This window comes from Blastococcus sp. KM273129 (genome assembly GCF_021698995.1).
Classification (GTDB): Bacteria; Actinomycetota; Actinomycetes; order Mycobacteriales; family Geodermatophilaceae; genus Blastococcus.
The window spans coordinates 18,442-37,312 of sequence record NZ_SSXB01000035.1 but is presented as its reverse complement, the minus strand read 5'-3'; the positions used below and the strand labels follow the sequence as shown (position 1 = coordinate 37,312).

The following is an 18,871-nucleotide window of genomic DNA, read 5'->3' as shown; positions in this document are numbered from 1 at the left end:
GACCAGCTGCGGCATTCCCATCGCACACCCCTCACCTCAGGGTGTGAACGATGTCCCGAGACAGGTGTGCACGATGTCCTCAACTCAGACACCCTCGTCTCCACACCTGGGGCCGCGGACGCCGGCCCACGCCCCGTGCCACCGCGCTCCCGGCCCAGCGACACGCCGCCGGCGCGACGGTGGGAGAGTGGAGCGGTGACTGAATCGACTCCCGCCCGCCGCGCGGTCCTGCACACCAACCACGGCGACATCACCGTGGACCTGTTCCCCGACCACGCCCCCAAGACGGTCGCGAACTTCGCCGATCTCGCCGAGGGCACCCGCGAGTGGACGCACCCCGCGACCCGCGAGAAGACGACCGACAAGCTCTACGACGGCACGATCTTCCACCGGATCATCTCCGGCTTCATGATCCAGGGCGGCGACCCGCTCGGGCAGGGCATCGGTGGCCCCGGCTACCAGTTCGGCGACGAGATCCACCCCGACCTCGCCTTCACCAAGCCCTACCTGCTCGCCATGGCCAACGCCGGCCCGGGCACCAACGGCTCCCAGTTCTTCATCACCGTCGCCCCCACCACGTGGCTGACCGGTAAGCACACCATCTTCGGCGAGGTGGCCGACCAGGGGAGCCGGGACGTCGTCGACCGGATCGCCGCCGTCTCCACCGGCCGCAACGACCGCCCCGTCGAGGACGTGGTGATCGAGTCCGTCGAGGTGCAGCGCAGCTGAGCACGGAACCGCACGGCGGGGGCGCGGCCGACCAGCCGCCGCCCCCGCCACCGGCCTGCTACCGCCACCCGGAGCGGCCCACGGGCATCCGGTGCGCGCGGTGCGGCCGTCCCATCTGCCCCGACTGCATGATCCCGGCGTCGGTCGGATTCCAGTGCCCGGCGTGCGTCCGGGAGGGCACGGCGTCGGTGCGCGCGCCCAAGCGCACCTCCGGCCTGAAGGCAGCCGCCACCCGCTGGGGCGGCGTCACGGTGACGCTGATCGCGATCAACGTCGTCATGTTCCTGGTGACGGCGGTGTCGGCGGGCCTGGCCGGCAACGCCCCGCTGGAGAACTACCGCTCGCCGGTCTTCGTCGACCTCGCGCAGTACCCGCTCCTGGTCGAGCTGGGCGAGCCGTGGCGGCTGCTCACCGCGGCGTTCCTGCACATCGGCCTCGTGCACCTGGTGCTCAACATGCTGGCGCTGCTGGTGTTCGGCTCCGAGCTGGAGCGGCAGCTGGGGCGGGCGCGCTTCCTGGCCCTGTACGTCGTCTCCGCGCTGGGCGGCTCCACCGCCATCCAGCTGTTCGGCGACTTCGCCCGGCCCGTCGCCGGGGCCTCCACGGCCATCTACGGCCTCCTGGGCGCCCTCGGCGTGCTCATGGTGGTCCGCCGCCAGGACGTGCGGGGCATCCTGGTCCTGCTGGGCATCAACATCTTCATCAGCTTCCTGCCCGGCATCTCGCTGCTGGGGCACCTCGGCGGCCTGGTCACCGGCGCGGTGGTCGCGGCGCTGCTGATCGGAACCCGCCGCCGCACCGCCGTCCAGGTGGCCGGCATCGGCGCGCTGGCGGTGCTGCTCCTCGTGCTCGCCCTCGGCGTCTCGCACGTCACCGGCGTCTGACGGCGGCGGCCCGGCGGCCGCGGCGTCACCGCGCCGGACCGCCCCCGGGGCGCAGCTCGGCGAGCTCGCCGGCCACCGTCGCGGGGTCGGCGCCCAGGTCCCAGCGGCCCAGGACGAGCAGCAGGCCGTCGTCCACACCCCCGGCGGGCCCCTCGAGCTCCAGGGTGCGGACCGTCGTCCCCCAGCGCCGGGCACTGCGGACGCGCACCCGCAGCAGCCCCCAGGGCAGCACCCGGGTACCGGTCAGCGTCCGCACCGCGACCCCGTCGGGGCCGGCGGCCAGCCGCGGCCGGAGCAGCGCCTCGCGGACGGCGAGGGCGACCAGCAGCAGCGCGGCGCCGCCGACCAGGATCCGGCCGGCCGGGTCCAGCAGCAGGGCGACCGCGCCGAGCACCACGGCGCCCGCGGCGAGACCGGCCGGCAGGGCTGCCGGGGGAGACCACTGCACGCCACCAGCGTGCCAGGTGTGGCGCGGAACATACGATCGCGGTCAGGGTGGCCGGCCGGCGCACCCGACCGTCGTCCCCGAGGAGTGGGTCCATGCGTGATGCCGTCATCTGTGCCGCCGTCCGTACGCCGGTGGGCAAGCGAGGGGGTGGGCTCTCCGGGGTGCACGCGGTCGACCTCTCCGCCCACGTGCTGCAGGCGCTCGCCGAGCGCTCCGGCATCGACCCGGCCGTCGTCGAGGACGTCTTCTGGGGCTGCGTGAGCCAGGTCGGGGAGCAGACCTTCAACATCGGGCGCAACGCGCCGCTGGCCGCCGGCTGGCCGGAGTCGGTCCCCGGCACCACCATCGACCGGCAGTGCGGGTCCTCCCAGCAGGCCGTCGCCTTCGCCGCGGCCACCGTCATCAGCGGCCAGGCCGACGTCGTCGTCGCCGGAGGGGTGGAGTCGATGAGCCGGGTGCCCATGGGCTCCGCCCGGGCCGACGGCATCGCGGGCAAGCCGCTGGGCCCGCGCTTCCTGGAGCGCTACGACGGGGTGTACCCCAACCAGGGCATCGGCGCCGAGATGATCGCCGAGCGCTGGGGCTTCTCCCGCACCCAGCTCGACGAGTTCGCCCTCTCCTCGCACGAGAAGGCGGCCAAGGCGCAGGCCGACGGCGCCTTCGACGAGGAGATCGCACCGGTCACCCTGCCCGACGGCACGGTGGTCAGCGCTGACGAGGGCATCCGTCCCGGCGGCACGCTCGAGAAGCTCGCCTCCCTGAAGACGCCGTTCAAGGAGGACGGCGTGATCAGCGCCGGCAACGCCAGCCAGATCTCCGACGGTTCGGCCGCCCTGCTGGTGACCACCAGCGAGAAGGCCCGCGAACTCGGCCTGCGCCCGATGGTGCGCATCCACACGACGGTCATGGCCGGCGACGACCCGGTCATCATGCTGACCGCGCCCATCCCGGCCACGCAGAAGGTGCTGGCACGTTCGGGGCTGTCGATCGACGACATCGGCGTCTTCGAGGTCAACGAGGCGTTCGCGCCGGTGCCCATGGCGTGGATGGCCGACACCGGTGGCGACGCCGCCCGGCTCAACCCGCTGGGCGGCGCCATCGCGCTGGGGCACCCGCTGGGCGGCTCGGGCGCGCGGATCATGACCACCCTCGTCCACCACATGCAGGCGACCGGCACCCGGTACGGCCTGCAGACGATGTGCGAGGGCGGCGGCACGGCCAACGCGACGATCCTGGAGCTCCTGGACGCCTGACCGCCCCGCCGCACTCCCCACCAGCCCCCGGCCGCCCGGCCGGGGGCTCGTGCCGTTCCGGGGCCGGCGGCCCACCGGTGGACGGCGCTTCCTCTCCGTGCACGTGCGGAAGCGTCGGGTGACCCGGACGGGTCCGTCCACAGCTCCTGCCCGGCCGGTGTATCCGCAGGTCAACGCGGGTAGGGCGGTGCACGGTCAGCGTCCCGTCCGGGCGCACATGTCGACTCGTCCACAGCTGGGTACACAGCTGGGGACAGACTCACACGGCTGTAGTTACGCCGATGGACGGCTCGTCACACGCGCCCCAGCGGTCGGGAAAGCCCAGGTCAGCGGCGAACGGACCCGGCCGGTCCCTCCACACTCGGTGGACAACCCTGGGGGTGGGCCGTCATGTCGACCTGTGGACGACGGTGACCGCTGTGCACAGTCGGGGATCGCCCCGCCGCCCCGGCCGCGGGAACGAGCGAGGCCCCCGTCCCGGTGGGGACGGGGGCCTCGCGCGGCGATCGGTGGCTGCGGGCTACCGCCAGCGCATCGACATGATCAGCCCGGCGACCATGGCACCGAAGCCCACGGCGAAGTTCCACGCCGACAGCGACTGCATGAACGGGATCTGGTCGCCGGCGACGTAGAACACGACGATCCACAGCAGCCCGAGCAGCATGAGGGTGACCATGACCGGCGCCCACCAGCGCGGGCTGGGCTGCAGCGCCTTGGCCTGCGCCCCCCGCGAGCGGACGACGTCCTCCGGCGGCGTGTACACCGACTTCTTGCGCACCTTCGACTTGGGCACGTGCGTACTCCCTCCCGGCGGCCGGACTCGTCCTCCCGGCCGGAACTGCCCCCCAGACTAAACTTCCGGGGGACGTCGGCAGCGCTGCTCCACCCGTACGCGCCGACCCCGTCCGCTCCGAGGGAGGTACCCGGTGGCCCGCTGGTCGCTGCCCGGGCGCTCCGCCTCCGCCTGGGGAGCGCTCGTCCCGGTCGTCGCCCTGGCCGCCGGCCTGCTCTTCGCCACCTCCGGCCGCACCGCCCAGGGCAGCGACCTGCGCGCCGGTGAGGTCACCCAGCTCTCCCAGCTCGTGGAGGAGCGGGACGCGGCCGTGGTCCGCCAGGAGCGCCAGCTGGTCCAGCTGCAGGCCCAGGTGCAGCGGCTCACCGACCAGGTGGCGACCCGGGACGGCGACGTGGCCCAGGAGCAGGCCGTCGCCGAGGCCGGGGCCCCCTCGGCCGGCCTGACGCCGGTCACCGGCGCCGGGGTGGTCATCACCCTCGACGACGCCCCCCAGCGGTCCGACGGCAGCCTCCCGCGGGGCGCCCGCCCCGACGACCTCGTCATCCACCAGAGCGACGTCCAGGCCGTCGTCAACGCCGTGTGGGCGGCCGGCGCCGAGGGGGTGGCGGTGATGGATCAGCGGCTCATCTCCACGAGCGCCGTCCGGTGCGTGGGCAACACCCTGCTGCTGCAGGGCCGCACCTACTCGCCGCCGTTCGTCGTCACCGCCGTGGTGGACGCGTCCCGGGTGGAGGCAGCGCTGGACGCCTCGCCGCAGGTGGCCGTCTTCGAGCAGGCGGTGGCCTCCTGGGGGCTCACCTTCGAGGTGCGCGAGCGGCCCCAGGTGACCGTCCCCGCCTACGATGGCGGCCTCACCCTGCAGCACGCGGCCGCCGGCTGACCGTCCGGCCGTCCGCGGGTGCCCGTGCGGCACCCCTGAACCCGCTAGGAGCTCGACCGCGATGACCGCCGCCGACCGTCCGGTCCTCGTCGTCGACAACTTCGACAGCTTCGTCTACAACCTGGTCCAGTACCTCGGCCAGCTCGGCGTCCGGTGCGAGGTGCGGCGCAACGACGCCGTCACCGCGGACGAGCTCCCCGACCTCGACGTCGCCGGCGTGCTGCTCTCCCCCGGCCCCGGTGCGCCGGCGGACGCCGGCGTGACCGTGCCGATGGTCCGCGCCGCCGCCGAGCAGGGCATCCCCGTCCTCGGGGTGTGCCTGGGCCACCAGGCGATCGCGGAGGCGTTCGGCGCGGAGGTGGTGCGCGCCCCCGAACTGCTGCACGGCAAGACCAGCCAGGTGGTGCACGAGGGCCAGGGCGTCCTCGCCGGCCTCCCGTCGCCGTTCACGGCCACCCGCTACCACTCGCTGGCCGTGGACGCCGCGACGGTGCCCGACGAGCTGGAGGTCACCGGGCACACCCCCTCGGGCCTGGTGATGGCGCTGCGGCACCGCGAGCTGCCCATCGAGGGCGTCCAGTTCCACCCCGAGTCGGTGCTCACCGAGGGCGGCCACCGGATGCTGGCGACCTGGCTGGCCGCGTGCGGCCTCGCGCCCGACGAGGAGCTGGTGGCCGCCGCCACCGCGAGCGCGCAGCGGCTCTCCTCCGCCATCGCCTGAGCCCGGCAACGCAGCAGGGCCCCTCCCGGACGGGAGGGGCCCTGCTGCATGTCCCCGGGAGGACTCAGTCCCCGACGCCGTCCTCGGTGGGCGGCGTGACCGGCTCCGTGGGGACGGGCGGGCTGGAGGTGGTCGGTGTCGCCGGCTCCTCCGCCGGGACCGGGATGGCGACGAGGAGGGTGATCGTCTCGCCGGAACCGACGTCGTCCCCGGCCGACGGGTCGGTCTCGACGACGGTGCCCGGCGCCACGTCGTCGCGCTCGACGTCCTGGCGGGTGATCTGCCCGGCGCCGAAGCCGGCGTCCTGCAGGGCCGCGCGCGCCTGGGCCTCGGGCTGGTTGACCACGTCGGGCATCTCGACGGTGCCCGTGGAGACGCTCAGCGTGATCGGGGTCTCCAGGTCCGCCTGGCTCGACTCGGCGGGGCTCACGGCGGCCACCCGGCCCTCGTCGAACTCGATGGAGTCGACCTGCCGGCTGGAGATGTTCGTGAACCCGGCCTGCTCGAGGTTGGCGCGCGCCTGGTCCTCGGTGAGGCCGACGACGTTGGGCACCTGGACGGTGTCGGGGCCGGCGCTGACCACCAGGTCGACCTCGCTGCCCTCGTCCACCCGGCTCCCGCTCGGCGGCGTGCTGCCCAGCACCTGGCCCTCGGGCACGGTGCCGCTGGCCTCCTGCGTCACCTCGCCGACGACCAGACCGGCCCCGGTGATGGCCTGCTCCGCGGCCGCCTGGTCCAGGTTGAGCAGCGGCGGCACCGTGACCTGGGCGACGGCGGGGGTCTCCTCGCCGCGGGTCAGCGCCACCGCGGCGGCGATCGCGCCGCCCAGCAGCAGCACGCCGAGGACCGCGACGATCGCGATGATCCGCCGCTTCCGCCGCCGGTCGCCGTCGTCGTCCCAGTCGTCGTCGCCGTACCCGCTGGCGTAGCCGCCGACCGGGGCGCCGATGATCGCGGTCTTCTCGGCGTCGCCCATGACCGGCGTCGCCTCGACCCGCTGCCCGGCCAGCGCCCGGAGCAGGTCGTTGCGCATCTCGGCGGCCGACTGGTACCGGTTGGCGGGGTTCTTGCTCATCGCCTTGAGCAGGATCGCGTCCAGCTCCGGCGGCACGTCCGGGTTGATCGACGACGGCAGCCGGGGGTCCTCGCGGACGTGCTGGTAGGCCACCGACACCGGGGAGTCGCCGGTGAACGGCGGGGCCCCGGTGACGAGCTCGTAGAGCAGGCAGCCCAGCGAGTAGACGTCGGACCGGGCGTCCACACCCTCGCCGCGGGCCTGCTCGGGGGAGAGGTACTGGGCGGTCCCTATCACCGCTGCGGTGGAGGTCATCGTGGCCGCGGAGTCCGAGACCGCGCGGGCGATCCCGAAGTCCATCACCTTGACCGAGCCCTGCGGGGTGATCATGACGTTCCCGGGCTTCACGTCCCGGTGCACGATGCCGTTGCGGTGGCTGAAGTCGAGGGCGCCGCAGATGTCGGCGGCCAGGCTCATGGCCCGCTCGACCGGCAGCCGGCCCTCGCGCCGGAGCACGTCGCGCAGCGTCTCGCCCTCGACGTACTCCATGACGATGTACGGGGTCGCGCCGCTGGGCGTGCGGTCCTCACCGGTGTCGTAGACGGCGACGATCGCCGGGTGGTTCAGCGACGCCGAGGCCTGCGCCTCGCGGCGGAAGCGGACCTGGAAGGAGGGGTCGCGGGCCAGGTCGTGGCGCAGCACCTTGACCGCCACCTCGCGGCCGAGGCGCAGATCGCGTCCGTGGTGGACCTCGGCCATGCCGCCGCGGCCCAGGACTCCGCCGATCTCGTAGCGCTCACCGAGCACCTGCGGCGTGGTCATCGACGGTCCTCTCGGGCTGTTCCGTGCAGCCTCCGCGGCCCGGTGGTGCGGGGGCTGCCCGCGACGGTCGGTGCCGCGGACTGCTGGCCGCCGGCGAGCCTAACCGCAGAACGGCCCGCAACCCGGGATCGCCATGTCGGAGTGCTCATGGCTGATTACCCACGGTCGTCGCCGCATTGGCATCGGGGTCGGTCTCCGGGTCGTCCGGCTCGTCCGGCGGTGGCGGTGCGGTGGTCGTGGTGGGCGCCGGAGTCCCCCCGGCGGTGGTGGACGACGAGGTCGTCGCACCCGTCGTGCCCGTCGGCTCGGTGGGCCCGGTGGGCTCGGTGGTCCCGGTGGGGGCCGTGGTCGTCGTCGGCGCCGTCGTGGTGGTCGGCGCCGACGTCTCGCCCTCGTCGCCCCCCTCGTCGTCCTCCACGGGAGCGGGGTCGTAGTCGTCGGGCGCGTAGAAGAGCGTGATCGGGGTGTCCGGGGTCGCCTCGACCCCCGAGGGGTCGATGCCGGCGACGTCGTTCTGGTCCAGGGTCTGGCCCAGGGCGGTCAGCAGCCCCGCGCTGGCCTCCTCCTGCGTGACCGTGGTGAAGCCGGCCTCGCGCAGCTCCTCCTCCACCTCGTCGGCGTCGCGCCCGATGTACCGCGCCGGATCGAGGAGGATCCCGTCGGCCTCGGCGCTGGTGGTGGCCGCGCCGGTGGTGGGGGACGCGTCCTGCCCGGTGGAGTCGGCGGAGTCCCGCAGCAGCAGCCAGGTGGTGCCGGCGACCAGGAGGACGAGCACCAGGGCCGCCGCCGGCCAGAGCCAGCGAGGGGTGCGGCGCGCCGGTGGCTCGTCGCCGCCGGCCCAGTCGTCGTCGTCCGGCGGCGCCTGGAGCGGCGGCATGGGACGGCCACCGGTGGCGGGCGCCACCGCGGGCATCCCGGCGGCCGGGGTGGCGAAGACCTGGGTGCGGTCGCCCCCGACGTCCACGATCTCGGTGGGGGTCGTGGCCGGTGCGACCACCGGGCCGGCCCCGGCCAGGGTGTCGCCGGCGCCGACCCGGCGGACGGCGTCGGCGAACGCGCCGCCGTCGGTGAACCGGTCGGCGGGGTCCTTGGCCAGGGCGCGCTCGACGAGGAGCCGGACCGCCGGGGGGACGTCACCGGGGAGGGGGGGCGGCGGCCGGTTGATGTGGGCCAGCGCGATGGCCACCTGCGAGGCGCCGTCGAAGGGACGGACGCCGGCCAGGCACTCGAAGCCGACCACGCCGAGGGAGTAGACGTCGGAGGCGGCGGTGACCTCCATGCCCTGGGCCTGCTCGGGGGAGAGGTACTGGGCGGTGCCCACCACCATCCCGGTGCGGGTCAGCGGGGCGGCGTCGCGGGCCTGGGCGATGCCGAAGTCGGTCAGCTTGACCACGCCGTCGGGGCGGACGATCAGGTTGCCCGGCTTGATGTCGCGGTGGACCACGCCGGCCCGGTGCGCGGCGGAGAGTCCGTCGGCGGCCTGGCCGAGGACGTGCAGCGTCCAGTCGACCGGCAGCCGCCCCTCCTCGTGCAGGATCGTCACCAGCGGCTGGCCCTCGACGAACTCCATGACCAGGAACGCCAGGGTCTGGACGCCGCTGTCGTCGGTGGTCTCGCCGTAGTCGTAGACCGAGGCGATGTTGGGGTGCGACAGCGCCGCGGTGTGCCGCGCCTCGTTGCGGAACCGGGCCAGGAAGCTCGGGTCGTTGGTGTACTCGGTCTTGAGCACCTTCGCCGCGACGATCCGGTCCAGCACCCGGTCGCGGGCCTTCCACACCTCCCCCATGCCGCCGGTGGCGATGGGAGCCGTGATCTCGTAGCGCCCGGCCAGCAGGCTGCCGATCCCCAGTGCCATCAGCCGCCCTGCCCGTCGAACCAGGCCGCCAGGACGTCCCGTGCGATCGGGGCCGAGACGTCGCCGCCGGTGCCGCCCCCGTTGGCCACGAACACGGCGACGGCGATCTGCGGGTCGTCGGCCGGCGCGAAGCCCATGAACCAGTTGTGGTCGGGCACGCCCTCGCGCACCTGCGCGGTACCGGTCTTGCCGGCCACGTCGATGCCGGGCAGGCGCGCGGCGCGCCCCGAGCCGCGGGCGACGACGCTGACCATCATCTCGGTGAGCTGGTCGGCCACCTGGGCCGAGACCGGCTCGTTGAGCACCTCCGGGTCGGCCGAGTCGATCACCGTCAGGTCCGGAGCGCGCAGCTCCTCGACGAGGTAGGGCTTCATCTGCACGCCGTCGTTGGCCACCGCGGAGGCGACCATCGCCGCCTGGAGCACCGTCATCCGGACGTCGCGCTGGCCGATGGAGGTCTGGGCCAGGGCGGCGTCGTCGACGATGTCGCCCACGGTGCTCGGCGCGACCTGCAGCGGGATCTCCAGGCCGCCCTCGTCGAGCCCGAACGCCTCGGCCATCTCGCGCACCTGGTCCTCACCGAGGTCCAGGCCGAGCTGGGCGAAGGCGGTGTTGCACGAGATGGTGAGCGCGTCGGTGAGCGACTGCTCGCCGCTGGGGCTGCAGGCCGAGCCGCCGAAGTTGGGGATGACCCGGCTGCTGTTGGGCAGCGGCAGCTCCCGGGGCGCAGGGACGACGGACTCGGGGGTCAGCCCGTCCTCCAGCGCGGCGGCCGCCACGATCACCTTGAACAGCGACCCGGGCGGGAAGTTGTCCCCGATCGTGCGGTTCACCCGCGGGTCGGGGTCCGCCCCGGTGAGCTGCTCCATGTTCTCGCGGATGACCGAGGGGTCGTGGCCGGAGACCAGGCCCGGGTCGTAGGTCGGCGTGCTGGCCATCCCGAGGATCGCCCCCGTCTCCGGGTCGAGCGCCACGACGCCACCGGTCACGCCGTCCAGGCCGGCCATCGCGGCCGCCTGCACGTCCGGGTCCAGCGTGAGGACGACGTCCCCGCCGGCGGGGTCGCGCCCGGTGAACAGGTCGGCGATGCGGCGGACGAAGAGCCGGTCGTCGTCCCCGGAGAGCACGTCGTTCATGACGTCCTCGAGGTACCGGTTGCCGTACACCAGCGAGTGGTACCCGGTGACCGGCGCGTACAACGGCCCCTGCGGGTAGGTGCGCAGGTACTCCAGGCGACCGTCGGTGGGGACGGAGAGGGCGACCTCGGTGCCCTCGACGATGATCGAGCCGCGCTCGCGGTCGTAGGACTCGGCGATCACGCGGGTGTTGCGGGTGTCCGTGCGCAGGTCGTCGGAGCGGACGACCTGGATGACGTTGACGTTGACGATCAGCAGCGTGAACAGCACCAGCACGCTGATCGCCACCCGCCGCAGCGGGGCGTTCACGGCGTCACCACCTCGGTCGGGGCATCACCCAGGCGCACGGGCGTGGCGTGCGGCGCCGCCGGGCGGCGGGCGGCGTCGCTGATCCGCACCAGCAGGGCGACCAGCACGAAGTTGGCCACCAGCGACGACCCGCCGTAGGCCAGGAACGGCGTGGTGAGGCCGGTCAGCGGGAGCAGCCCGGTGACGCCGCCGAGGACGACGAACACCTGCCAGGCGACGGCGAACGCGAGGCCGGTGGCCAGCAGCTTGCCGAAGGCGTCGCGGACGACGAGCGAGGTGCGCAGCCCGCGCTCGACCAGGATCAGGTAGACGACGATCACCGCGACCAGCCCGAACAGCCCGAGCTCCTCGCCGACGGCGGCGGCGATGAAGTCGCTCTTGGCCACCGGCACCTGGTCGGGGCGGCCGCCGCCGAGGCCCGCACCGAAGAGCCCGCCGGTGCCCAGGCCGAACAGCGACTGCATCAGCTGGTAGCCGGCGCCGTCGTAGTACGCCGACGGGTCCAGCCAGGTGTTCACCCGCGCCTGCACGTGGGCGAAGATCTGGTAGGCGATGAACGCCCCGCCGGCGAAGAGCGCCAGGCCGATGAACAGCCAGCTGGCGCGCTCGGTGGCCACGTAGAGCATCACCACGAATATGCCGAACAGCAGCAGCGAGCTGCCCAGGTCGCGCTCGAAGACGAGCACCAGGATGGAGACGATCCACGCCAGCAGCACCGGGCCCAGGTCGCGGCCGCGCGGCAGCTCGATGCCGGCCACCTTCTTGCTCGCGAGCGCCAGCACGTCGCGCTTGTCCACGAGGTAGGCGGCGAAGAAGACGACGAGGCAGATCTTCGCGAACTCGCCCGGCTGGATGGAGAAGCCGGCGACGCGGATCCAGATCTTGGCCCCGTTGACCTCGGAGATCGACGCCGGCAGGACGGCCGGGATGGCCAGCAGCACCAGCCCGATGAGCGCCAGGGTGTAGGCGAACCGGGAGAGGGTCCGGTGGTCGCGGACGACGACGAGCACCGCGACGAAGAGGGCGACCCCGAGGGTGGCCCACACCAGCTGCACCGGGGCGTCCTCCCGGGTGACGGTGCTGCCCACCTGCCCGGCGGCGAGGTCGAGCCGGTGGATCACCGCCAGCCCCAGGCCGACGAGCAGCGCGACCGACGGCAGCAGCAGCGGGTCGGCGTAGGAGGCCCACCGGCGGACGACGAGGTGCGCGACGACCCACAGCGCGGTGATCCACGCGCTGAAGCCGGCCATCTGCGGGCGCAGCTCCCCGGTGACGGTGAGGTCGACGATGATCTGCGCGACCACCGTGATCAGCACGGCGAAGGCGAGCAGCAGCGCCTCGGTGCCCCGCCGGGTGGGTGTCGCGGCGGCAGCGGCGCGGGGGTCGGTGACGGGTCCGGCCATCAGTCGACCTCCCGGCAGTCCACCCCCGGCACGGGGGCCGAGGTGGTCCGTGCCGACGTCGGGGCGGCCACCTCGTCCTCGAGCGCCGGGGCCTCGGGCAGGGCGGCGTCGCCGGGGGCGGGCTCCTGGGCGGTCGTCGGGCTCGCCGCCGGGGGCGTCGGCGTGCCGGTGGGCGTGGTGGCGCCGGTGGCACCGGTGGTCGTCCGGCAGATCGGCAGCCGCTGGTCGGCCAGCGCGGAGACGATCCGCTCGGCGTCGGCGGAGTTGTCCGCGGTGATGCTCCCGAGCACCCGGTTGCGCGCGGCCGGCGTCAGGTCGGCGAGCGCGAGGTCGGTGCCCCGGTCGAGGCGGTGCAGGTCCATCCCCAGGAAGGAGACGTCGAGGCCGCGGAAGACGGCCACCTGCCGGTCGTCGCCGGAGCCGTTCACCCCCACGAACCAGTTGTTGAGCGCCCAGAAGTACATGCCGATCGCCCCTGCCACCAGCACGGTGAGAAGGGCCCCCGCCACCAGGAGGATGCGCACCGGGCGGCGGCGGGCGGAGGGGCCGCCGCCCGTCGGCAGCGTGGGTGTCGGCGGGGGAGCGGCGGCCTGGTCGGCGAGGGCCGCCCGGCCGGCGGCCGACCGCGGGTCCACCTCGCGCTGCCCGACGTTGTCGCCCGCGGCGCCGTCGACGACCGGGTCGAAGCGGCCGTTGCTGCCGGTGTCCTCGAGGACGTCGGCGACGATCACGGTGATGTTGTCCGGCCCGCCGCTGCGCAGCGCCAGCTCGACGAGCCGGTCGGCGGTCGCCTCCGGGTCGGGGTTCTGCAGCGCCTCGGCGAGGGTCTCCTCGCTGACGACGCCCGAGAGGCCGTCGGAGCACAGCAGGTAGCGGTCGCCGGCGCGCGCCTCGCGCATGGAGAGGTCGGGTTCCACCTCCTGCCCGTTGAGGGCGCGCAGCAGCAGGGAGCGCTGCGGGTGGTGGTTGGCCTCCTCCGGCGTGATCCGGCCGTCGTCGATCAGCGTCTGCACGAAGGTGTCGTCGTGGGTGATCTGGGTGAACTGGCCGTCGCGCAGCAGGTAGGCGCGCGAGTCGCCGACGTGGCAGAGCGCCAGCCGACCGCCCGCGAACAGGATCGCGGTGAGCGTGGTGCCCATGCCCTCGAGCTGCGGGGACTCCCGGATCACCTCGCGAAGGTGCTCGCTGCCCTCGTGGACGGCGGAGCGCAGCGACTGCAGCATGTCGCCGGTGGGGGTGTCGTCGTCGAGGTGCTCGAGGGCGGCGATCACCACCTTGCTCGCGATGTCTCCGGCGGCGTGGCCGCCCATGCCGTCGGCCACGGCCAGCAACCGGGGCCCGGCGTAGACCGAGTCCTGGTTGTTGCCGCGGATGAGGCCGCGGTCCGAGCGCGCGGCGTAGCGGAGGACCAACGTCACGAACGCAGCTCCAGTGCGGTCTGGCCGATGCGGATCGGCTGGCCGGGGGCGACCTGCAGCGGGCCCTGCACGCGCTGCTGGTCCAGGTAGGTGCCGTTGGTGGAGCCGAGGTCCTCGACGTACCACTGACCGCCCCGGTTGGTCAGGCGGGCGTGCCGGGAGCTGGCGAAGTCGTCGGTGAGGACCAGCGTCGAGTCGTCGGCGCGGCCGATGAGGATCGGCTGGTCACCGAGGGTGATCTTGGTCCCGGTCAGCGGTCCGGCGGTGACCACCAGCGACTTGGGGCCGCGGTGCCCGCGCTTCTTCGGGGTGGCGGCACGCGGCGGGACGGTGGCGACGCGACCGGGGCGGCCGCCGAACAGGTCGGCCCGCACCACGCGGAACGCGGCGAAGATGAACAGCCACAGCAGCAGCAGGAAGCCGAAGCGGAAGATCTGGACGACGAGCTCGGTCACGGGCGCACCCCGCCCTGCACCTGCCCGGCACCGCGGCGGAGCGGCTGCTCCCGGATCCGGCCCGGCGGCCACCGCACGGGCCCGGTCACGCCCCGTCCTGCCGGTAGACGAGCACCGAGTGGCCGATGCGGATCACGTCGCCGTCGCTGAGCGGCTGCCGGTTGATCCGCCGGCCGTTGACCAGCGTGCCGTTGGTGGAGCCCAGGTCCTCCACGGTGGCGACGTCGCCGTCCAGGACGACGTCGACGTGCTTGCGGCTGACGCCGGTGTCGGGGATGCGGATGTCGGCCTCGGTGCCGCGGCCGATGACGTTGCGGCCCGTGGAGAGCTCGTGCCGGGTGCCCGGGCCGTCGACGACCAGCACGTGCGTCACCGTCGTCCGCGAGCCCGCGCGCCCGACGACCGAGGGGTTCTGCTTGCCGGTGTCGGTGGCCATCCGCCCGCGCAGCGGTGGGAGCGGGGGCAGCGGCGGGTGGCCGGGCACCGGGACGGAGGCCAGCGGGGGCGCGTCGGCGCGCACGTGCGGCCGGGCCGGGTCGGCGACCTGGGAGCTGACCTCGAAGACGCCGGTGGTCAGCTCGTCGTCCCGCTCGAGCGCGACGGTGACCTTGTCGAAGACCTGGTAGCCCTCGTCCTCGATGTGCTCGGTGACCATGTCGGCGAGCTCGCCGGCCAGCTGGTCGGACCACTGGCCCAGGTGCTCGTAGTCGGTCTCGCCGAGGCGGACCACGTAGACGTTGGGCGCCAGGACCCGGCCCTCACCGAGGATCGAGCGCTGCTCGTCGGCCTCGCGCTGGAGGGCCTTGGCGATCTCGGCGGGGTGGACCTTGCCCTTGAAGAGGCGGGCGAAGGCCAGGCCGACCATCCCTTCGAGCCGGCGCTCGAAGCGCTGCAGCACACCCACAGTCGCTCCTCTGCGCTCGCCGGACGTCCCGCTCTGCCATCCGTGATCGTAGCCGGGCCGGGCGCGGCTGACCGCCCAGGAAGCCGCGACGCCCGACACGTCGTGTCCGCGTGCGCCGCGGCGGCACCCCTCGGCGGCGGACCGCCGCGCGGCTGCTACTGTTCTCCCTCGCCAGGGCAAGTGGCGGAATGGCAGACGCGCACGGTTCAGGTCCGTGTGTCCGAAAGGACGTGGGGGTTCAACTCCCCCCTTGCCCACCAGGCAGACAGCGGCCCCCGGGATCTCCCGGGGGCCGCTGTCGTGTCCGGGCGGTCACCTGCTCAGCGCGGCGCCGGGGCGCTGCCCGCGCGCTCGAGGAGGAGCCCGCGGACGGCGGCGGGCTCGGCAGGACGGCCGAACAGGTAGCCCTGGCCCCGGCTGCAGGCCATGCCCTGCAGCGCCTCGGCCTGGCTGCACGTCTCCACGCCCTCGGCGACGACGCGGAGGCCGAGGCCGTGGGCGAGGCCGACGATCCCGGCGACCAGCGGGGAGGAGGGCGCAGACCCGGTCAGCTGGGAGGTGAAGGACCGGTCGATCTTCAGCTCGCTCACCGGCAGCCGCTGGAGCTGGGCCAGCGAGGAGTACCCGGTCCCGAAGTCGTCCACGGAGATCCCGACGCCGAGTGCGCGGAGGTGTTCCAGGTGGCCGTGGCTGGTGGCGACCTCGGTGAGCACCTGGCTCTCGGTCACCTCCAGCGTCAGCGACCGCGCCGGCAACCCCGTCTCGGCCAGGACGCGCTGCACCGATGCGGCGAAGTCCGGATCGGTGAGCTGGACGGCGGAGACGTTGACGGCCACCTCCAGCTCCAGCCCGTCCGACCGCCAGTCCGCGACGGTCCGGCAGGCTTCGCGGAGCACGTGGTCGCCGATCTCGCGGATGCGACCGCTGGCCTCGGCGATGGGCACGAAGCAATCCGGCGGTACGGGCCCGAGCGCTGGGTGCTGCCAGCGCGCGAGAGCCTCGACGGCGACGACCCGTCCGGTGGCGAGGTCGACCTGCGGCTGCAGGTGCACGACGACCTCCCCGCGCTCCACCGCGCCGTGCAGGTCGGTCTCCAGGCGCAGGTGCTCCCGTACCCGCTGCTCCGGCGGCCCCGGGGACCCGGACTTGCTGCGGTGCAGATCCTCCTCGGCGCGCTCCAGCAGGTCGTGCGCGAGGTCCCGGGCGGCGTCGGGCAGCCCCCCGGACGACTCGGCCACGGCGAGGCCGATGGCCAGGTCGACGAAGACCTCGTCGTCCCCCGTCCGTACCGGGGCCGCCAGGGACCGGTGGATCCGGTCGGCCACCTCCCGGGCGCCGGGCCCCGACGTGCCGGACAGCAGGACGGCGAACTCGTCCCCGCTGAACCGGGCGACGGTGTCCTGGTCGCGGACCGCCGAGCGCAGTCGCCGCGCGACCTCTGCGAGCACCTCGTCACCAGCGCCGTGCCCGAGGCTGTCGTTGACGCGCTTGAGCCGGCGGACGTCGCAGAAGAGCAGGGCGATGTGGCCGGCCGGCTGGCTCAGCGCGGTCTGCATCTCGGAGAGGAGGAAGGCGCGGTTCGGCAGGCCGGTGAGCGGGTCGTGTGCGGCCTGGTGCCGGATGTCGTCGAGCAGCTGGGTGTTGTCCAGCGCCACGCCGGCCAGGCCGGCCAGCCCCCACATCCGCTCGGTGGTCCCGTCGTCGAGCGTGGTCGGTGCTGCGCGGTGCGCCCAATAGGCGAGAACGATCCCGACGAGTCGCTCGTCGACCTTGATCGGCACCCCGCCCATGGCGGTGACGCCGAAGTCGCCCAGCACCGCGTCGGCCCACGGCGAGCTCGACCGGTCGACGAGCATCGGGGCGCCCACGGCGATCAGCTCGCACAGCTCTCGGCTGTCCTCCGTGCTCGTCACGAAGCCGGCGGCCCGCTCGGCCAGCTCCGGTGGCCAGCCGCTGAGGCCGGCGATCCGGACGGACTGGGTCCCGGCGTCCCACAGCGCGACGGCGGCGCGGTCGGCACCGCAGAGGCTGGGCACGGCGTCGGCGATGGTCCGGGCGATCTGGCGAGCCTCGCGGCGTCCGGCGAGCGACCGCGCGACGGTGAGCAGCAGGCGGGCGGTCTCCTCCTGCTCGCGCGCCTCGGCGAGGGTGGCCGCCATCTCGATGGCGGCCGCCGCGTGCCGGGCGTAGGCGGTGAGCAGCTGGACGTCACCGGGGAAGGTCGCCTGACCGGGCCAGGCGACGACGGCGAGGACGCCGTAGTCCCTCGTCCCGGAGGTCACCGGCACGGCGAGGACGGAGGTGCCGCCGACCTCCCGGCAGCCGACCTCGAGCCGTTGGTCGCCCAGCGCGGCCAGCGCGGAGGAGCCCAGGCCGCGGGAGCGCACGTGCCGCTGCCCATGGGGGAGGCGGACGTCGAGCACGTAGCCCGGGGCGTGCACCGCGCGGTCCGCACGCTCGGCGACGCGGTCGAGGGTGTCCGCGAGCGAATCCCCGCTGAAGAGGTCGGTGGCGGCCTCCTGGAGGTCGCGCAGCCGCTCCTCCGCGTCCGCGACCGGCGCGTGGACCGCGCCGAGGGACACCCGGCGGTACCGGCCGCGGCCGCGCCAGCGGGAGCGTGCCTGCTGCTCCTGCCAGGTGACGGTGTACTCGCACTGCGGGGCCCCGTCGGCCTGGCACGCCCAGTGCTCGACCACCGCCGGCTCGAGACCGAACAGCACCGGCGCCTTGCGGAGCATCCCGATGTTGTAGTCGCAGTCCACGCGACCCGGGTGGTGCGGCGGCAGCACCCGCCAGCTCAGCCGTGCCTTCCCGTCCGTTGCCGACTCGCAGCGGAACACCGCGGCGGTGTCGAGGCGGGTGGAGATCCGCGAGACCTGGCGGAGCAGCCCGGCGGGGGAGCCGAACGTGGTCAGCACCCGCCGCAGCGCCCTCACCGCGGGGTCGGACATGGCGGCCTCGCCGAGTGCGAGCCCGACCCGCGGGTCACCGAGCTCCTCGGCGGCCGCGTCGAACAGCCGCAGCTTCTCCGGGTACGTCACCCGGCCGCGGAGGCTCTGCAGCGGTGTCCGCCGGTCCGCCAGACCCGCGCGGTCGAGCACGCGCTCGACGGCCCTCTCGCCACCCCGCGCGGCGACCACCCGCAGCAGCAGCCGCGTGGTCACCGTGGAGGTCCCCGCCAGTGCCTTCGTCCCGCCCACGGTCCCCCCCGTCCCGTCCCGTCCGGCCCGGTGCCGGAGCCGGCCCGGGAGCTCAGCCCTTCGCACCGGGTATCGACCGATCGCGTCCCGGCTTGAGGCCCCGGATGCGCCCGCCTCCCCCGCAAGGGTCCGGTGGCCCCGCGCGGGACGACGGGCCATCACGGTGCCTCGCCCTCACGAGGGCTCAGGCCGAGCCGCTCGTCCCCTGCACGAAGGCGGCGGAGTCGTAGTAGGTGCGGACGCCGGTGAGCCGCTCCTCGTCGCCCTCGATGACCGTGACGCCCCGGTAGGTGAACGGCTTCCCGCTGCGCAGCGTGCCGGTCGACGTCCACTCGAGCGCCGCGCTGCTCTCCCCGATCACGGAGTGGGTGAACGTCGTCTCCAGGTCGCCGAAGACGTTCCGGTAGTCCTCCCAGAAGACCCGGGCGCCCTCCCTGCCGGACGTCTCGTGGTGCTCGTCGAGCTTGACCAGCCGGGCGTCCTCACCGGTGATCTCGAGCATCGGCCCGACGTCGCGGTCGCTGTCGAGCGTGTGCAGCGCGGCGGTGAAGCGCTCGGTCATCGAGTGCACGGTTCCTCCAGGGGCGTCGGTGCGGCCGGGCGGGGTTCGTCCAACCACGTCGCGCCCTACCCCGTCGCGCCC

General features: G+C 74.1%; 16 protein-coding genes and 1 tRNA gene. 6 read left to right on the top strand and 11 right to left on the bottom strand.

Features of this window, described 5'->3' with window-relative positions:
* The first annotated feature begins 195 nt into the window (after positions 1–195).
* Entirely contained in the window at positions 196–729 is a 534-nt protein-coding gene (locus E9565_RS11825) for a peptidylprolyl isomerase (protein ID WP_236826820.1), read from the top strand.
* A gap of 128 nt (positions 730–857) precedes the next feature.
* On the top strand, positions 858–1,613 hold the full coding sequence (locus tag E9565_RS11820; protein WP_236826821.1) for a rhomboid family intramembrane serine protease: 756 nt from the start codon (positions 858–860) through the stop codon (positions 1,611–1,613).
* 25 nt (positions 1,614–1,638) lie between these two features.
* On the opposite strand, the gene E9565_RS11815 is transcribed toward E9565_RS11820, so the two are convergent.
* On the bottom strand, positions 1,639–2,061 hold the full coding sequence (locus tag E9565_RS11815) for a PH domain-containing protein (protein ID WP_236826822.1): 423 nt from the start codon (positions 2,059–2,061) through the stop codon (positions 1,639–1,641).
* Positions 2,062–2,153: 92 nt separating this feature from the next.
* Here E9565_RS11815 and E9565_RS11810 point away from each other — a divergent pair, with 92 nt between their 5' ends.
* Positions 2,154–3,314 (top strand): thiolase family protein, encoded by a 1,161-nt coding sequence (locus E9565_RS11810; RefSeq protein ID WP_236835206.1) that lies wholly within the window; start codon positions 2,154–2,156, stop codon positions 3,312–3,314.
* Positions 3,315–3,834: 520 nt separating this feature from the next.
* Here E9565_RS11810 and crgA read toward each other — a convergent pair.
* A complete protein-coding gene (gene crgA, locus E9565_RS11805; protein WP_236826824.1) occupies positions 3,835–4,107 on the bottom strand; it encodes a cell division protein CrgA in 273 nt (90 codons plus the stop codon).
* Between the two features lie 133 nt (positions 4,108–4,240).
* Between crgA and E9565_RS11800 the strand changes: the two genes are divergently transcribed.
* Positions 4,241–4,990: a DUF881 domain-containing protein gene (locus tag E9565_RS11800; protein WP_236826825.1), complete on the top strand. Its 750-nt coding sequence runs from the start codon at positions 4,241–4,243 to the stop codon at positions 4,988–4,990.
* Between the two features lie 61 nt (positions 4,991–5,051).
* The gene (locus tag E9565_RS11795) at positions 5,052–5,711 is read left to right on the top strand and encodes an aminodeoxychorismate/anthranilate synthase component II (RefSeq protein WP_236835205.1); all 660 of its coding nucleotides are present in this window, start codon (positions 5,052–5,054) and stop codon (positions 5,709–5,711) included.
* Between the two features lie 64 nt (positions 5,712–5,775).
* Here E9565_RS11795 and pknB read toward each other — a convergent pair whose 3' ends face one another.
* The 7 genes from pknB to E9565_RS11760 form a co-directional block, all read right to left on the bottom strand.
* A complete protein-coding gene (pknB, locus tag E9565_RS11790; RefSeq protein ID WP_236835203.1) occupies positions 5,776–7,548 on the bottom strand; it encodes a Stk1 family PASTA domain-containing Ser/Thr kinase in 1,773 nt (590 codons plus the stop codon).
* Positions 7,549–7,693: 145 nt separating this feature from the next.
* On the bottom strand, positions 7,694–9,403 hold the full coding sequence (locus E9565_RS11785) for a serine/threonine-protein kinase (protein ID WP_236835201.1): 1,710 nt from the start codon (positions 9,401–9,403) through the stop codon (positions 7,694–7,696).
* Positions 9,403–10,848 carry a penicillin-binding protein 2 gene (locus E9565_RS11780; protein ID WP_236826829.1) on the bottom strand — a complete coding sequence of 482 codons (1,446 nt, stop codon included), beginning with the start codon at positions 10,846–10,848 and terminating at the stop codon, positions 9,403–9,405. The genes E9565_RS11785 and E9565_RS11780 overlap by 1 nt, the downstream gene beginning before the upstream one ends.
* The gene (locus E9565_RS11775; protein ID WP_236826830.1) at positions 10,845–12,251 is read right to left on the bottom strand and encodes an FtsW/RodA/SpoVE family cell cycle protein; all 1,407 of its coding nucleotides are present in this window, start codon (positions 12,249–12,251) and stop codon (positions 10,845–10,847) included. The genes E9565_RS11780 and E9565_RS11775 overlap by 4 nt, the downstream gene beginning before the upstream one ends.
* The gene (locus tag E9565_RS11770; RefSeq protein ID WP_236835199.1) at positions 12,251–13,669 is read right to left on the bottom strand and encodes a PP2C family serine/threonine-protein phosphatase; all 1,419 of its coding nucleotides are present in this window, start codon (positions 13,667–13,669) and stop codon (positions 12,251–12,253) included. Before E9565_RS11770 ends, E9565_RS11775 begins: the two co-directional genes overlap by 1 nt.
* Positions 13,666–14,124, bottom strand: a complete 459-nt coding sequence (locus E9565_RS11765; RefSeq protein ID WP_236826832.1) for an FHA domain-containing protein — start codon at positions 14,122–14,124, stop codon at positions 13,666–13,668. The genes E9565_RS11770 and E9565_RS11765 overlap by 4 nt, the downstream gene beginning before the upstream one ends.
* Before the next feature lie 85 nt (positions 14,125–14,209).
* The gene (locus tag E9565_RS11760; protein WP_236826833.1) at positions 14,210–15,028 is read right to left on the bottom strand and encodes a DUF3662 and FHA domain-containing protein; all 819 of its coding nucleotides are present in this window, start codon (positions 15,026–15,028) and stop codon (positions 14,210–14,212) included.
* A gap of 174 nt (positions 15,029–15,202) precedes the next feature.
* Here E9565_RS11760 and E9565_RS11755 point away from each other — a divergent pair.
* A tRNA-Leu gene (locus tag E9565_RS11755) sits at positions 15,203–15,288 on the top strand.
* 60 nt (positions 15,289–15,348) lie between these two features.
* On the opposite strand, the gene E9565_RS23245 is transcribed toward E9565_RS11755, so the two are convergent.
* Positions 15,349–18,192 carry an EAL domain-containing protein gene (locus tag E9565_RS23245; RefSeq protein ID WP_236835197.1) on the bottom strand — a complete coding sequence of 948 codons (2,844 nt, stop codon included), beginning with the start codon at positions 18,190–18,192 and terminating at the stop codon, positions 15,349–15,351.
* A gap of 220 nt (positions 18,193–18,412) precedes the next feature.
* A complete protein-coding gene (locus E9565_RS11745) occupies positions 18,413–18,790 on the bottom strand; it encodes a nuclear transport factor 2 family protein (protein ID WP_236835195.1) in 378 nt (125 codons plus the stop codon).
* Positions 18,791–18,871: the final 81 nt, after the last annotated feature.